This window comes from Rhodospirillaceae bacterium (assembly GCA_018660465.1).
GTDB lineage: Bacteria > Pseudomonadota > Alphaproteobacteria > Rhodospirillales > JABJKH01 > JABJKH01.
The window spans coordinates 39,413-55,430 of the sequence record JABJKH010000089.1 but is presented as its reverse complement, the minus strand read 5'-3'; the positions used below and the strand labels follow the sequence as shown (position 1 = coordinate 55,430).

Here is a 16,018-nt window from a genome sequence, read left to right as displayed (position 1 = left end):
TACCGATTTTTCGTTTTAGCAACCCCGAAGACCCTGTAAAAGACCCGAAGACCCTGTAAAAGACCCGAAGACCCTGTAAAAGAAGTGTCTGTTGGGAGGGGTGTGCGTGGCGGATTTAAAATTGTCTCCGGTCGAATTGCGGCAACGGCGCATTATGGCGTCCTGGCTGTTTGTGGTGTGCGCGATGGTCTTCGGCATGGTGGTGCTGGGAGGGCTAACACGGTTGACCCATTCGGGTTTGTCTATGGTCGATTGGCATCCTGTTACGCGTTGGTTGCCACCAATGAACCAGGCCGAATGGCAGGAACTCTTCGCTAAATATCAAAAATTTCCTCAGTACAAAGAATTAAACATCGGCATGACGGTCGAAGAGTTTAAAGATATCTTCTGGCTGGAATTTATTCATCGCCTGTGGGGGCGTGTGCTCGGCGTCGTGTTCGGTGTTCCCCTGGTGATTTTTTTGGTGCAAGGTTGGGTCAAAGGGTCGCTCAAGTGGAAACTGGCACTTGCTTTTATTTTGGGCGGGCTTCAAGGCGTTTTGGGCTGGTACATGGTCAAGAGCGGTCTCATCGATCGGCCAGATGTCAGTCAGTATCGTCTTGCAGCCCATTTGGGGGCAGCGCTCGTCATTTATGGATACCTGTGGTGGCTTATTTTGGAATTGCTTGTAGCTGTTGATCCGAGCAAGGATGTTGATCGAAAACGACCCATGTTACGGGGGAGCATTTGCCTCCTGGGCCTAGTCGCCCTGACCATTGTATCGGGTGCTTTCGTGGCGGGTTTAGATGCAGGTTTTGCCTATAACACATTTCCATTGATGGGGGGGCAGCTGATCCCAGATGGACTATTTGAACTGATGCCAATCTATCTGAATTTTTTTGAGAATATTACGACGGTGCAGTTTGATCACCGAGTCTTGGCGATTTTAGCATTGGGGCTCTCAGGTGCTGTCTGGGAGATTGGTCGCCGGCGCGGGATTTCAGGCCGATTGGCGGTCGCATCCCATTTGGTATTGGGCACGGCTTCTCTGCAAGTTGTGCTGGGGGTATCAACACTTCTATTAATGGTCCCTGTCAGTTTAGCATCTTTGCATCAGGCCAATGCTTTTGTATTATTTGGAGCGATTGTTTGGTTGGTTTTTGAAATTCAGAGGCGTTAAGTAGAAAAAAGGGTGCGATCCCGGTTTCATTTAATATATGATCATTCTAGAAAGAGATTTGCCCGTTCTAGTGGCGAGCTTAAATTGAGAGGGATAATGATGAGCGATAATAAATTTCGTCTGATAACACGTAGCGATTTTGACGGGCTGGTGTGTGCCGTTCTGTTAAAAGAATTGGACATGGTCGACGAAATTAAATTCGTTCATCCGAAAGATATGCAAGATGGTACGATCTTAGTGTCAGACCGCGATATCTCGACAAACCTTCCTTATGTAAAAGGTGTTCATCTGGCCTTTGATCATCACCTGAGCGAAACCGTTCGCCTGGACCAAAAGCCCGAAAATCACATTATTGATTCCGACGCCCCCTCAGCCGCACGCGTGGTCTATGATTACTATGGCGGCAAAAAGGCATTTGCCAACATCTCTGATGAGATGATGGTAGCAGTTGATAAAAGTGATTCTGCGCAGTTCAACGAAGACGAAATTCTCAATCCGACAGGTTGGGTGTTGCTAAACTTCATCATGGACGCCCGTACGGGATTGGGGCGCTATCGCGACTTTAGGGTCTCCAATTATCAATTGATGATGGAATTGATTGACTATTGCCGGGATCATACGACCGAAGAAATTCTTGAACTCCCTGACGTCAAAGAACGGACTGACCTCTATAATGAGCATCAAGATAAGGCTAAAGGGCAAATTAAGAAGTGCTCGACCATTTATGAGAACCTCGCCGTGCTGGACCTGCGTGAGGAAGAGATCATTTACGCCGGCAATCGGTTTTTGATCTACGCCCTATTCCCGGATATCAACATTTCGATGCACGCGATTTGGGGATTGAACCGCCTGAACACCGTCTTTGCCGTTGGTAAATCGATCCTAAACCGGAGTTCAAACACCAACATTGGCGACTTGATGTTACAATACGGTGGTGGGGGCCATTTGAATGCAGGTACCTGCCAAGTGGATAACGACGAATCCGAACGTGTTGAACAAGAACTCATCGACGCCATTATCTCTGACGGATAAGGCCTGGGCATATGCCTTTTCAGAGAACAAAGGCATATTTTTGACCCAATTGGGCCCTATAGACCGATTGTGAACGATAAAAAACGATATCCGCAGACTGTCGCCATGTTGATTTGCGTGGCCATGGGACTTGCTGTCTTGCCTTCCTTGAGTGGGTGCCTTGGGGGGCAGTCCACAGTTTCGTGGCTTTTCAACGATCTTGGCAATGGCTATCAGTTGCCGCAGGAAACCCAGGAAGAATTGAAGCGGTTTCGTACCACCTTCGGCAAGTATGTTAAGGGTTCTGAAAGCGCCTCCTCCGAAGGATTGCAAAACTTCGAAGACGCCTTTAAGCGTGTCCGGGTTCATTATGTTCGGAAAGTGCCAGATGCGAAGCTGATCGATGCCGCCGTAAAAGGCGTGGAAGAACTAAAATCAGAACCTAATTCCGTCCAACCAAAGGACTTAGTGGAAGCAGCGTTAGATTCTATGACCGCGTCCCTTGACCCCCATTCCGGCTATTTAAATGGCCAGGAATATCAGGAGATGCAATCTTCGACTCGTGGTGAATTTGGCGGCCTTGGTATTCAGGTTTCCATAGAAAACGGGGTGATAAAAGTCGTTTCGCCAATTGAAGACACCCCTGCGTTTCGTGCCGGATTGAAACCAGGCGATCTCATCACCCATTTGAATGGAGAGATCATCAAAGACCGCCCGATCATGTATTCTGTGCGGAAGATGCGGGGTGAGCCGGGGTCCGATATTACCCTAACCATCAGCCGCGAGGGCACGGCTCCCTTCGATGTCACGATCACCCGTGCGATCATTCGTGTTAAATCGGTTAAATGGCGGACGGAAGGAAATATTGGCTATGTCCGGATTAGTAACTTTTCCGAACGGGTCGAAGTCGGCGTATACGATGCGATAAAAGGTATTCGTCGGAAGATAGGAGGAACTCCTACCGGCATTGTGCTCGATCTTCGCAATAATCCTGGTGGATTGTTGGACCAATCGATCGTTCTTTCCGACGCATTTTTGGAGAAAGGGCTGATCGTATCCATTAAGGGGCGCAATGAACGTGGCAAGCGCGTTTTTGAAGCCGAAAGTGGCGATTTAGCCAAGGGCGTACCTATGGTGGTCCTGATCAATGGTGGCTCCGCATCGGCCTCGGAAATTGTTGCGGCGGCCCTTCGTGACCATGGCCGTGCCATTGTCATGGGCAGTCGATCATTTGGCAAAGGCTCGGTGCAGACGGTGACGCCGTTACCGGTTGAAGGTGCGCTTCGCCTGACCACGTCGCTGTATTATGCCCCGTCGGGCAAAACCATTCAGGCCCGAGGCATTCAGCCGGATGTGGCCATCGTGCCGGGCGAAGAGATCAAACGCCCACGCGAGGCTGATCTCCCCGGAGCCCTCGCCGGTGATAAGACACGCGGTAAGGGTACCAAAGCAAGCATCAAGGAAACTGCGTGTCCTGCGATTGGTGAGAAGAAAGATAGAGGCTTAGGCTGTGCCCTGGCGCTTCTGAATGCCGGTTCTACGGCTAGGTTCTTGGCTTCCTTGGATGCGGGAGCACGGATGTAGGGCTAATTAACACGGCCCATTCTTCCAACGTTTTTCTAACTTTACATAGCATTTGACGGCGCTTGGTTTGTCGTTCCTGAATTCGCCATGGATTTGATCGCCATTACGATAAACGAAGATGCCTTGGCCATGCTTCTTGCCATTTACCCAGGCACCTTTGTATTTTGAGCCGCCGTTGTAGACCATGATACCTTGGCCCTGGCGTTTACCACGAACGAAGCTCCCTTTGTACTTATTTCCTGCGGGCCAAGTGTAGATGCCTTGGCCGTCGCGAATGCCGTCCTTCCAGTCGCCATCGTAGGTGCTGCCTTTCTGCCACTGAACCTTGCCACGGCCATGTCTTTTTCCGGCCCGCATTTCACCCACATAGGTTTCAGTTTGGGGCTCGCCTAAGCGGAAATACTTCCACTGCTCGGTCCCCGTTCCATGGGCGGCCCCATTTTTACAAGGCCCCGTCCAAGTTACGGTTTCCTTTGCTTGGGGGTTCTTATTAAAAATGGCGCAGGCGGGGTTGTTAGCAACCGCTTGCATGCGCGCTTTGCCAGCTTGCGCTGTGCTTATGGTGCCACCAAGTATGCTCGGTAAAATTATGGCGACGAATGTTAGTCCTGCAATTCTCATTGTTCTCTAGTTTCCGATATTCCTTTCGCTAGTATTTAGCAGGAATATGGAAAAATTACGACGCTAAAGAGCCGACGAGAACTTGGTTGGTTGGCTTCTGAGGCGAGAGTGCAATGATCTTGGTGTCTGGGTCGCTCTCGGGGACACGGTAAACATAGACTTGCGGGCAGAACGAATCTTCAAGTCGATGGACGGCTTCAGGTTCCCAGCCAGGAATATCGAAGACATTACTGATGATGAGCGTGCCGGGTTTGAGGGATTGCTCCAGAACAGGGCGGGCCTTTTCAAGCATCTTCGAATGCACATAGAATACGACTGCTCTGACATCATCGGGCAATGGATGGGTCAGAAAATTACCCCGTACGATTTCAAGATTTTTTCGCCAAAACACAATATGCCGCACCTTCATGAACAGCCAAGGTAAGGGCGAGAGTTCGATTGCTAAAACACGGGCGCCTTTGAACCGCTTTGCCATGGGAAACGCCAACGACCCCCATCCTGCGCCCAATTCGCAGAGGGTCCCCGACCCAGTAGGAACCAGCGAAAACATAAAATTTTTGGAAATCCGAGAACTTGGGATGGGTGAAATTCCGGTGATCCCGCAATAGATCAGCGATAGGGTCACACCACTCACTACAGAAACAAGCACGATGTATTCGAAAACCACGATTGGACTCCCTAGGATCTTCGGCACATCCCGGAAAGCCACCAACGCCTCAGTCTTAAGAGAGTAGCGAATAAATCGAGAGATACGTACGTTTACTTAACTACAGTAATACTAGGACAATAAGGTCAGGTAGATCAACCAATCGAAGGTCAATATAGAAACAAATGGCGGAAGGGAGTAGGAGTTGAACCTACCACGAGCGTTTAACGCCCATCACTGGTTTTGAAGACCAGCCAGCGGACCGCCACTGATTCCCTTCCTTAATTTTGCCCCTCAGGTGCCGGGCGAGGCTATTCGCCTCTTGGCTCGCCGCTGTGGCGGCGGACCCCGGTCGGGGTCTTCTCCTATTTAAGTGCTTCAGCACTTAAATGCTCGTTGATGCTACTCCTCTAGTTTTTTCCAAAGACGTCCTCCATCGGTTTAACGATTTTGCGTCCGTCTTGGGAGCGGTGGGTAAAGCCTAATTTGTCGAAGTATTCAAGCACTTCTATCGCTAAGTTGCGACCGATGGCCGATTGGTCGCGGAAGGCGCGGACGTCGATCATGCCGTTTGTGTCTGCGGTCGCGAGGTCAGTGGCAATTTTTGCCAGGCCCTCGACCGCCTCAGGTGGGTAGAATCTGTTGGCCGCGACCTGGCGAACGCGGCCTTGTTTGGTCATGCGTTTTAAGAAACCTTCGATCTTTTTGGGCGGTTGATTGGTCTCATCCGCGATTTCATGAACGATGGGTGGGCGCAAGCCACCGTCTATTAGCAAAGGTTCGATCTTTTGCCACAGCGCGTTGTCTTCGGGGGCCATTTGGGCAGCGTGAGTGGTCAGACTGGCGACTTCGCCATTGCGGGTGATCTTGCCGTCACGAACCAGATGGTCGACCAAAGTTGCGAAGACCAGAACCGGCACGCGGGTGCTCAGCCCGGCGCGGAGGTTCGACAGGGTCAGTCCCGGGCTTTCAGGCTTTGCTTTGTGCCATGCATCGAGAGACTCAGTAGACAGATATTTCAAGGCCTCCCAATGAGGGACCGCAAAGCCAAAGCTGACATCGTCAGTTCCTGCCCGGATCATCTCTGCGTTCTCCCAAAGTGCCACGGCTTCATCCGGTGTCAGATTCCACGACCGAGAAAATTGCCTGAGGTCTAACCCGCCCGGTAACAACGCAAGGACGCCTGCGAGGCTGTCACCAGGTGTTGGACTTTCCATAGCCTTTAGCACCGCCAAGCGCTCTGGGCGGGCACGGCCACGGGCAGGCGGGAAGGGGTCAATGACGGTGCCCCCAGCCATGGTGCGCCGTGCGGTCTGATCCCGAAGAATAAACTTATCGCCCTTGATGGCATTGACCCGGCGGTCAAAGACAATTTGAACCAAGGCTTCCTCTCCGGGCTCAATCGCACGGCCTTCCAGCACCGCGACCCGTCCGGGAACATCACCTGCCCCTAAATGAACATGAACTGGCGTCCAGTGCTTTAGCGACCGGGGCTCACCCGGTAACACCTTAATCCGGGCATCAAACCGTGCCGTTGGATTGTGCGCGTGTTTGGCAACCAGCCAGTCACCGCGATGGACTTGGGATTTGCTGAGGCCCCGACCCGCAATGTTGATGGCGCAGCGTTGGCCAGCTTGTCCGGTCTTGGATTGAGTATTCTGCGCATGAATGCCGCGAATGCGGACCTCAACGCCTTCCGGCGACAAGATGACATGGTCATCGTCGCCGACTTGACCGGAGAACACGGTGCCTGTGGCAACGATGCCCGCACCTGGAATGGTGAAGCATCGATCGACGGAGAGCCGAAAGTTTCCATCTGTAGCGCGCGCCTGGATATCTTCTGCTGCCAATTCCAGGTTGGCTTTCAAATCACCAATGCCATCGCCGGTGATGGCTGAAACCGGCATGATCTCCATATCCGCGAGTTTGGTTGGTGCCAGTAAATTCGAGATTTGGGTGGAGACTTCCGCGATACGATCCGCATCTGCCCGATCAATTTTGGTTAGCGCCACCACCCCCCTGGATACGCCGAGCAAGTCCAGGATCGCCAAATGCTCCCTCGTTTGCGGCATCGGGCCGTCGTCAGCAGCGATCACCAGCAGCGCGTAGTCGATATTGGTGACGCCTGCCAGCATATTGCGAATGAACTTCTCGTGCCCAGGCACATCAACGAAGCCAACAATTGCGCCGTTCTCGCCCAAGGGTTGATAGGCGAATCCCAAATCAATGGTCAGGCCGCGCGCTTTTTCTTCGGGCAATCGGTCGGTGTCGACGCCTGTCAGTGACTTCACAAGCAACGTCTTGCCGTGATCAATATGTCCGGCTGTTGCGATAATCATGGGAGGGGTGTGGGGGTTGATCTCACGGATCTACCTTCGTTCGGTTGCGGAGAAGTCTTTAAGCTAAGTTCGCTTCCCCCGACGGTCAAGGACGCACCCTCAGGTATTTGAGTTACGCCAAGGTAAGCAGCAGGATGATCCCCAGTGTCACCAAGGCCATGCCGGTGATTTCTTTACGTGAAATGTGTTCCTTGAAGAAGAAGGTGGTTATCAGGATCACAAGAACCATTTCGACCAGACCCAGCGCCTTGACGTAGGACACCTGCTGCAAGGTGAAGGCGGTAAACCAAAGTGCAGAGCCGGTCACGCTGGTCAGGCCAACAAACAGACAGGGCTTCCAGTTTCGCATGATAGAGACAATTTGTGCGCGGTCTCGAATGCCAAGATAAGCCAACAGCGCTGCGGCTTGCATGGCAACCATAACCGTCAGCGTCGTAGCGGCAGATAGGACGGCGTTATCTAACCCCAAGGAGAGGCCGGATTTGCGGATGAAGAGACTGGAGAACGCCATGCAGAAGCCCGTCGACAGGCCGACGGCGGCAGCCTTGTTCCAGTAGCTTTCGAACGAGGACATGCCCGCCGCCTTGGTCCGGGCGGCGTTAATAATCAGAACGCCAACAACACTGATGGTGATGGCAACCCAGCCCATGGCCGGGATAACTTCACCAAAGACGACCAGTGCGACCAATGCGGTCAGGAAGACTTCGCTTTTTGAATAAGTCGTGCCGACAGCGAAATTTCGAAGTGAAAACAAATAAACCAGACACACCGTGCCTGCGATTTGAAACAGACCAGCTGCAATAGAACTGAGCCAGAACTCCGTATTCAGTGTCGGAAAGGAAACATCAAAATAATTCAGCAAAGATGTCACATAGATCAAAACAAACGGCAGGCCAAATAGATAGCGGACAAGGGTTGCGCCGACGGCATCCATATGAAGCGTCAGGTGCTTTTGTCCGGCCGTCCGAACGGCCTGCATTACCGAGGCCGCAAGGGTGAAGCCAATCCAGGCGTCAATTTCCACTGTTTGAAAATTCCTTAATAAGCCGTGCCGTCAGTTTTCGTAAATACGCGTTTGCCGTCAATCATTTGTCCCCATAGGTCCGTTCCGGGGTAAAATACTTCGTCGTGGGATCCGCGGTCGCCGACTTCCAAATAAATTGCATCTTGGTCAGTACGGTTGATCAGTTTGTGACCATTCTCTGCACCCGCCTTGAATCCAGCAGCCATGCCGGGCACGAGCACTTGTTCATCATCGTTGGTGATTAAGACCAGCTCTCCCTCCAAAACATAAACAAATTCGTCGCATCCGGTATGCCAATGCCGGAGCGCCGTCTCCACTCCTGGTGGAATGGTGGTAATATTAACACCGAATTTCGTTAGCCCTAGGGCGTCACCCACGGCGCGTTTTTCGCGGGCGTCGTGAGGGCCTTGTAACGGGGACGGATAATTGGTGCCGATCTTTGGCTCAATATCCGCTGGGTCAATGGCGGGGAGGCGGAGGTCAGATGACATAATGTGAGTTCCTTTTTATCAAGGTACGTAGCGTTCGGTCTCTATCTCTTGGGCATCTTTATCGTCGCCACGAAGTTCAATCACATTTAGATCAGGATCACGGATGAAAACGGAGACATGGCCGCTCGAAAAGACCACTGGTCCCTGGCGAATTTCAATATCGTTTTCAGCCAAAGTCTCCATGGTTTCTTTAAGAGATTTCACATCATAGGCAACGTGGGTAATGCCGGGAATTTTCGTCGGCACGTCCATCAGGACATTCTTGCCGCCTTGGTTGTCGTTGGCATTGATCACCAGATTGATCTCAACCCCTGCCGGGTTCCTGATAATAACCACCGCGTCGTCGGTCGCGCGCCAGTGGAAGGTAAAGCCGAGAACGCCATAAAACTTCATCGCGACATCTTCATCGGCGACGCGAATACCAATGTGGTCGAGAGCTTCAATTTCAATCATTGTGACCTCTATATTATTTTATCGTTTTGCGCTGCCATAGAATATGGACAATTCCTAATGCTAATCCAACTGCATTCATCCACATCGGCGCCATAAATAGCAAAAGAGCAACAATCGTAAGAAAACCCCGGGACCTCATATCCAGTTCTTTGAAGCCGTATCCCATAGCCGCCATAGAAATAAAATATATGCCTGCAAAGCTGACAGCGATCCGATATGCGATATCGATCCCAGTGCCTTCCAACAGCAGAAGTTCTGGGTGATAGACAAACAGGAACGGGGCAATGAAAGCGGTAATGGCCAATCGACAAGAAGCAAACCCGGTTCTCATAGGATCGGCTCCGGAAATTCCGGAAGCCCCATACGCGGCCAAGGCGACGGGCGGTGTTATCGAACTGATCACGCCGAAATAGAAGATAAACATATGCGCAGCGACAAGGGATGTCCCCAGGTCTTGCAATGCAGGAGCAACAACAAGCACCAACAACAAGTATGCTGCGATGGTTGGCAGTCCCATGCCCATCACCAACGACGCCATCATAACCATGACCAATGCCAAGAACAGAGACACCGTCGCAACCTCAGTAACGAAAATTGAAATCCGAACACCAAGGGCCGCCAAAACTAAGAGCCCGACAACCATGCCAATAGAGGACGTTGCAGCGACAAGGCTCAGTGAGTTCTTGGCACCTTTTTCAAATCCTTGCAGGACCGATTTGCCAAACTCCCGCGCACTGTCTTGGGCAGATACAATAACTGTATCGGTAAAGATTGGGAGCGCGATCAAGTAAACAACCAGTGCCATTAGAATGATCGGAAGTGCCAAGCCAACAAATGGAACCTGACCCATCCAAAGAAGTTCTGGGGGGAACTTCCAGATGGCGGTTGCCAATGCTAACGGCAAAACGATCGGGAAGCCTCTTAGTCCCGGAACAATTGCACAGGCGAGGCCCAAGCCAAAAAGGGCGTATCTAATATAGTTGCCAGTGTCACCATCGGGCAGCTTTACGGGGCCGTAGGCAAGGAACAGGGCCACGGCTATTGCGGCTCCCATCGCGCCGACACTAGCCGGACCCCAGGTATGACGCATCCACTTGAGGCTCCGTACCAGATCAACCATCACTAACAATGACAGCACCGCCTTGAACCCAGCCCGGCCAGGGGTCTCACCTGCAATGATGCTCGAAAGCAATAGAAACACAGGGATTAGCAAGTACCCGCCTTGCTTAATCTGGTCATAGGCGACCGGGATTTCAGCCGGGTCCATGGCGCCCAAATTGGTCCGGGAGGCTTCAAAATAAATAGAGGAGGACAAACAGAAAAAGTACATTAAGGCCGGTACCAAGCCGTAGAGCATTAATTTTATGTAAGGCACACCAATGATGTCGGACATGATGAAGACGCTGGCCCCCATGATTGGCGGCATAATTTGTCCGCCGCACGAGGCCACGGCTTCGACGGCACCCGCGATAACGCGAGAGAAACCGGTGCGGATCATCAGGGGGATGGTAAAGGTGCCGGTGCTGACCACATTTGCCATGGTGCTGCCCGACACCATCCCGAACATTGAACTGGCGACGACGGCTGCTTGTGCAGGGCCGCCCCTGTATTTACCTGTTAGGGCAAATGCCAAGTTCATTAAAATCTGACCAGCGCCTGTCGCCTCTAATACACCTGATAACAAAATAAAGACGAAGATAAATTCGGTCATGATGGCGGTGATCGTGCCAAAGGTACCATCCGCCGTCAGCCACAAGAACGACGCAAGCCGGTCATGGTTCGTGCCTTTATAAAAAAATGTACCAGGGTCCAGCCACGTGCGGACATCTGGAATTAACAAAGATGCTGCCATCGCTATTAGTAAGGCTAGGGCAGCCTTTGGGGCGACCCAACGCCGCACGGCCTCCAGCGCACCTGCGGCAAATAGTGTGACCATCACAATGTCACCCCAGTAGGCATAGGCGACGACTGATAGGCAGACATAAAATAACGGAAGGCCCGCGACCCGGCGCACCATGTCCAGAATGACGATGGGACCAATGAAGGCGGTTAGGAGATCCAATTCCGTTTCCGCGCCGCTGCGGTCGGCGAGGTCGGCCTCAAATAAAATTAGATAGATGCATGACCAGAGAGCGATGCCTAAAAGGGCAAAATCCCAAGCCCCTGCCAAGAGTCGTTTGGGCGAGGATAATTCTTCCTGAGTTGTCCATTGGGCAGTGGGGTAGAGCAGAAAGACCAGTACTGCAGAAAACGCCACCATCGTGGCGCGCTGCGCCATCGGAGCCAGCAAACCAAAGCCGACCGTATAGAATTCAAATGCTGCGAATGTCAGCGCGAGCAGCCAGCAAAACTTAGCGGTAAAGTTTCGGTATGCGACCACGACGTGAAATAACCCCCAATAGTAAAAACCCCTTCTCCGGGCAGAACCAGAGAAGGGGGTGTAGAAATAGTCTTACGCGGCTACATGCAGCTCTTGAGGCCGATTTCCTTGTAGTAGCGCTTGGCGCCTTCGTGCAGCGGAAATGCTAGACCACTGCAGGCCCCTTTTTTGGTGACGCCTTTGGCTTTTGCTGTGGCTTTCTTGAAAGCACCAAGATTATCAAACATTGCCTTGGTGACTTTGTAGACCAAATCCGCAGACGTGTTGGTACTAGTCGTGAAACCAAAATAGACAGCCATGGTTGTTACGGGGGCGGTGTTTTTCTGATTGGCCCCATAGGCACCAGGTTTCAGCATGTCGACGTTTACGCCGCTGCCGATGTCTTTAGCGAGATTATTGATCACGCCTTTATCCATGTCTATCAAGCGGAATTGCTTGCTCGTCGCCAATTCACGCAACGCCCCGATGGGGACCCGGCCAACTGACAGGTGAGCCGCAACATTGCCGTCACGAAGCTGTTTAAAGCCACCACCAAAACCAGGTGTAGTTTCTTTAATGTCGGTCATTTTGATGCCGTGTGCGGGCAGGAAAATCCGTGCAAACGTCTGCGTCATGCTTGATGCCTTGCCGACCGAAACGGTTTTACCTTTGACGTCCCGAAGGGTTTTGATCCCGGAATCTGCCAGTGTGACCCACTGAAAATGACCAAACGGATAGGCCATGACCGCACGCAAGTTCTTTTTCGGCCCTTCTTTTTTGAAACGACGCTGGCCATTATAAGCCCAAGCACCAATCGCACCACCAATGCCGAACGCAAACTGTGCGGTGCCTTTGGAGAGCAGACGCGCTTGCGCAACCATGCCGCCCGAAGTCTGCGGTGAGACATTCATGTTGGCCTTGTCTTTCAGGACTTTGCTCAGCCCCACAGCCATGGCGTAGGCACCACCTTTTAGCCCACCACCTAATACGGTGACGGATTGAGCCGATGCAGATGTCGTAAAGAATAATGCTGCTGAGACGACCGCAACACTGGTCAGAATTTTATGTTTCATTAGTAGACCCTCCCAAAGTTTTGATTTGTTGATTGCGCTCAACGTATCAGAAACTTAGGAGGTATCCTAATAACATTCCAGTGAATTTTCCTGAAATTCAGGGAATGCAGCCACCTGGAAGTGCATAAAGACCATTCAGGAAACCCAGCAAAATTCTTTTGAATTCGTCGCGTTTCTGGATGTCGGGTAGGTGGCCGGCGTCCTTGTAATTTTGGCAAATTAGTCCGAGAGCAGATAGGTTTAGTGGATTATTTTTTACCTTTACCTTTACCTTTGCCCTCACTCTTGCCTTTCTCGTTCTCATCGTTGCAGGGTTTATCTTTCGAGCAACTTTTTTCTTTCTTTGGCTTTTTGTTTTTCTTGGCTTTCTTGGCTTTCTTATCTTTGTGGCCACCCGCCCAGGCATTGGAGATTTCGATGCTAAACGTGGCAATGTTAAAGGAAACGGGAGCCGCTGTTAGACCGATAACAGCAAGACCGAGAACCAAACCGAAAAGATATTTACGAAAAGTCATTTTAGAGGTCTCCTTACTGAATTAACTATCAATACCAGATACCACTTATTGAGCGCTTAGAAAACCTAGAAGCACCTGGTTAAACTCATCCCGTTTTTGGATGTTGGGCAGGTGGGCGGCGTCCTTGATGATCACCAATTCTGAATCTTCGACACCTTCATGAAGCACTTTGGCGGATGAGACGGGGCAGGCCGGGTCTTCCTCACCAACGATTACGATGGTTGGTGCTTTGATCTGGCCTAAAACGTCGCACTGGCTCATATCCCGGATGGCGCGTGCGCAACCGAGGTAACCTGTTAGATTAGAGCTGTTGATCATTTTACGCACCAGCGCAACCTCATCCGGGTTCGAGTCGTGATACGGTGCTGTGAACCAGCGTCCAAGGGTGGCGTCTGCCAAGGCCTGGGTGCCGCCTTCCTGTGCTTGGGCAATGCGTTCATTCCAAAGCTCTGGCGGTGGCATAAGGCAGGCTGTGTCGCATAGCGATAAGGACATCACTTTGTCCGGGTAGTAAACCCCCATCAATTGAGCGATAAAACCACCCATAGATAGTCCTACAAAATGAACCTTCTCAACGCCTATGGCGTCTAGGAGGCCCGCCGCATCGTCGGCAAACATCTTGATCGAATAGTCGCCTTCTGGCGCATCTGTGCCGCCGTGACCGCGCTGATCATAGCGTAACATTCGGAATCCCGCTTTGGTGATCGCGTCAACCTGATCATCCCACATGGTGTAGTTGCTAATCAGGCTGTTGCTAAACATGACGACAGGGCCATCTTCCGGACCGTCAAACCGATAGTTGATAGAAATACCATTCGCAGTAACAGTAGTAGACATTGTTGGCTTTACTCCGCAGCAGCAGCCTGGGCGAGGCCCGGCATATCAAAATTTCGTTTGTCCAATTCGGCGATCAATGCCGTCTTTTGTTCCGCCGTTAAGGGAACCAAAGGAGGTCGCACATCATCCCATTGAGCATCCCCAGACCAATGGCCGGCGGCTGCTTTCAATGCCGGGATCATCGGGAAGGCTTGAAAGGTGCCACGAATATCATTCAGGCCATCTTGCAAGGCATCCGCTTCATCGGACTGCCAGTTCGCATACAAGTGATGAATCGCCGCTGGGTTAACGTTTGCGGTGGCTGAAATGCAGCCTGCTCCGCCCGCCCGCATGTTTTGCAGCAGGAAGCTTTCACTGCCGGCAAAGACGCGGAAGTCGTCCCATCCCCGATCCAGCATGCCCTTGGTGTTCTCCCAATCACCGGAACTGTCTTTAATGCCGACGACAGTATCGGGATAGGCCTTAACCAACCGCTCGATTAGATCATGAGAGAGGCCGACTTGGGCGACGGGCGGGATGTGATACAGGTAGACGCGAAGATTAGACGACCCAACCCGCTCGATAATTTCTGCGAAATTCTTGAACAGGCCATCGTCAGGTACACCCTTGTAATAGAACGGCGGCAGCATCAACACGCCACCGACACCCAGCTTCACGGCATGTTCGGTCAACCGGACTGAATCACTTAGCGCGCAGCAGCCGGTTCCCGGCATCATCCGTTTCGGATCAATACCACCATCGACCAAGCGATCCATCAGCATGATTTTCTCATCAACCGACAAGGAGTTCGCTTCGCTGTTGGTGCCAAACGCGGCAAGGCCAACATTTTGCGACAGCATCCACCGGCATTGGGTGAGGAGCCGGTCAGGATCAGGGCTTAAATCCGCTTTGAAGGGTGTGATGACGGGGGTCAGAACCCCTGAGAATTTTTCGGGTGCGCTCATGAGATGTCTCCATGACTACGAGAATTTTGCATTAGGTAGCATTCTCGGGCCCTAATGCACAAGCTGTTGCAGCCACAACCTCCGTTGATTAAGCTTTAATCCCATGAATAAGCCAAAGCTAAAAGCCCCGCCCGGGGCCTGTGACACTCACTTTCATATTTATGAGCCTGAGTATCCAAAGTGGCCAACAGCGCCACGTCCACCGACACCGGATGCGACCTACGCCGATTATGTAAAGATCGCAGCAAACTTAGGTTTGGAACGCTTCGTCGTTGTGCAGCCGACTGCCTACGGCCATGACAATAGCTGCACGCTGGAAGCTGTGGAAAAGCTTGGCGGACCTGCTAAGGCGAAAGCTGTGGTAGTGGTGGACCTGGAGACTACTGATGCTGAATTGGAAAAGCTGACCGCGCAAGGCAGTGTCGCCATCCGCTATCATTTTTTCCCAGGCGGTGCGCTTCCTTGGGATAATTTTGGGACCTTGGCCAACCGGGTTCATGATCACGGCTGGCATGTTCAATTACAAATGAACTGTCGTGAGCTGCCGGAAAAGCTGGACTTGATCAGGAAAGTACCAGGCAAGTTGGTAATTGATCACTGCGGCAAGTTCATTGATCTCGTGAAACCCGACCATCCTGGGTTCAAAGCCCTCCAAGGCTTGGTTGATGAGGGTAATACCTGGATCAAGCTCAGTGCACCTTATGAGTTCTCTACATCAGGCCCGCCGTTTTTCGATGATGTTAGTGATCTAACCAAATTATTAATCGAACAAGCCCCAGACCGCATGCTGTGGGCCAGTAATTGGCCCCACCCTGGCAACCAAAACCCACGCCCAGACGACGTAATACTGTTGGATACCCTACTGGATTGGGCGGGTGATGACGTGACAATTAAGAAAATTCTTAGTGACAACCCAGCGGAAGTGTATGGGTTCGAATAGGACCTCAACACCACCTTAGATA

15 protein-coding genes and 1 tRNA gene are annotated in these 16,018 nt (G+C 51.8%); 4 read left to right on the top strand and 12 right to left on the bottom strand.

The window, feature by feature from the left end; translation table 11 throughout:
* Positions 1 to 154 precede the first annotated feature (154 nt).
* From HOM51_14410 to HOM51_14400, 3 genes are all read left to right on the top strand, one after another.
* Complete coding sequence (locus tag HOM51_14410; protein MBT5035701.1) at positions 155 to 1,159, top strand: heme A synthase; 1,005 nt, start codon at positions 155 to 157, stop codon at positions 1,157 to 1,159.
* 99 nt (positions 1,160 to 1,258) lie between these two features.
* Positions 1,259 to 2,191, top strand: a complete 933-nt coding sequence (locus HOM51_14405) for an exopolyphosphatase (protein ID MBT5035700.1) — start codon at positions 1,259 to 1,261, stop codon at positions 2,189 to 2,191.
* Between the two features lie 123 nt (positions 2,192 to 2,314).
* Positions 2,315 to 3,754, top strand: a complete 1,440-nt coding sequence (locus tag HOM51_14400; GenBank protein MBT5035699.1) for a S41 family peptidase — start codon at positions 2,315 to 2,317, stop codon at positions 3,752 to 3,754.
* A gap of 6 nt (positions 3,755 to 3,760) precedes the next feature.
* On the opposite strand, the gene HOM51_14395 is transcribed toward HOM51_14400, so the two are convergent.
* The 12 genes from HOM51_14395 to HOM51_14340 all read right to left on the bottom strand — a co-directional run bounded on the left by HOM51_14395 (position 3,761) and on the right by HOM51_14340 (position 15,056).
* Complete coding sequence (locus HOM51_14395; protein ID MBT5035698.1) at positions 3,761 to 4,375, bottom strand: hypothetical protein; 615 nt, start codon at positions 4,373 to 4,375, stop codon at positions 3,761 to 3,763.
* Positions 4,376 to 4,430: 55 nt separating this feature from the next.
* Positions 4,431 to 5,042 carry a hypothetical protein gene (locus tag HOM51_14390; protein MBT5035697.1) on the bottom strand — a complete coding sequence of 204 codons (612 nt, stop codon included), beginning with the start codon at positions 5,040 to 5,042 and terminating at the stop codon, positions 4,431 to 4,433.
* Between the two features lie 165 nt (positions 5,043 to 5,207).
* Positions 5,208 to 5,302: transfer RNA gene (locus HOM51_14385), tRNA-Sec, on the bottom strand.
* A 129-nt stretch (positions 5,303 to 5,431) separates the two neighbouring features.
* Positions 5,432 to 7,360: a selenocysteine-specific translation elongation factor gene (gene selB, locus HOM51_14380; protein ID MBT5035696.1), complete on the bottom strand. Its 1,929-nt coding sequence runs from the start codon at positions 7,358 to 7,360 to the stop codon at positions 5,432 to 5,434.
* A gap of 112 nt (positions 7,361 to 7,472) precedes the next feature.
* Positions 7,473 to 8,384 (bottom strand): EamA family transporter, encoded by a 912-nt coding sequence (locus HOM51_14375; protein ID MBT5035695.1) that lies wholly within the window; start codon positions 8,382 to 8,384, stop codon positions 7,473 to 7,475.
* A 14-nt stretch (positions 8,385 to 8,398) separates the two neighbouring features.
* Positions 8,399 to 8,875: a cupin domain-containing protein gene (locus HOM51_14370; protein ID MBT5035694.1), complete on the bottom strand. Its 477-nt coding sequence runs from the start codon at positions 8,873 to 8,875 to the stop codon at positions 8,399 to 8,401.
* 18 nt (positions 8,876 to 8,893) lie between these two features.
* Positions 8,894 to 9,328, bottom strand: coding sequence for a VOC family protein (locus HOM51_14365; protein MBT5035693.1), 435 nt, complete (start codon positions 9,326 to 9,328; stop codon positions 8,894 to 8,896).
* Positions 9,329 to 9,341: 13 nt separating this feature from the next.
* Complete coding sequence (locus HOM51_14360) at positions 9,342 to 11,708, bottom strand: TRAP transporter large permease subunit (GenBank protein MBT5035692.1); 2,367 nt, start codon at positions 11,706 to 11,708, stop codon at positions 9,342 to 9,344.
* A gap of 80 nt (positions 11,709 to 11,788) precedes the next feature.
* Complete coding sequence (locus HOM51_14355; protein ID MBT5035691.1) at positions 11,789 to 12,760, bottom strand: TAXI family TRAP transporter solute-binding subunit; 972 nt, start codon at positions 12,758 to 12,760, stop codon at positions 11,789 to 11,791.
* Positions 12,761 to 13,008: 248 nt separating this feature from the next.
* A complete protein-coding gene (locus HOM51_14350) occupies positions 13,009 to 13,275 on the bottom strand; it encodes a hypothetical protein (GenBank protein ID MBT5035690.1) in 267 nt (88 codons plus the stop codon).
* 45 nt (positions 13,276 to 13,320) lie between these two features.
* On the bottom strand, positions 13,321 to 14,112 hold the full coding sequence (gene pcaD / locus HOM51_14345) for a 3-oxoadipate enol-lactonase (GenBank protein MBT5035689.1): 792 nt from the start codon (positions 14,110 to 14,112) through the stop codon (positions 13,321 to 13,323).
* 8 nt (positions 14,113 to 14,120) lie between these two features.
* A complete protein-coding gene (locus HOM51_14340; GenBank protein MBT5035688.1) occupies positions 14,121 to 15,056 on the bottom strand; it encodes a dihydrodipicolinate synthase family protein in 936 nt (311 codons plus the stop codon).
* A 103-nt stretch (positions 15,057 to 15,159) separates the two neighbouring features.
* On the opposite strand from HOM51_14340, the gene HOM51_14335 reads away from it, so the two are divergent.
* Positions 15,160 to 15,996, top strand: coding sequence for an amidohydrolase family protein (locus tag HOM51_14335; GenBank protein ID MBT5035687.1), 837 nt, complete (start codon positions 15,160 to 15,162; stop codon positions 15,994 to 15,996).
* Positions 15,997 to 16,018 lie beyond the last annotated feature (22 nt).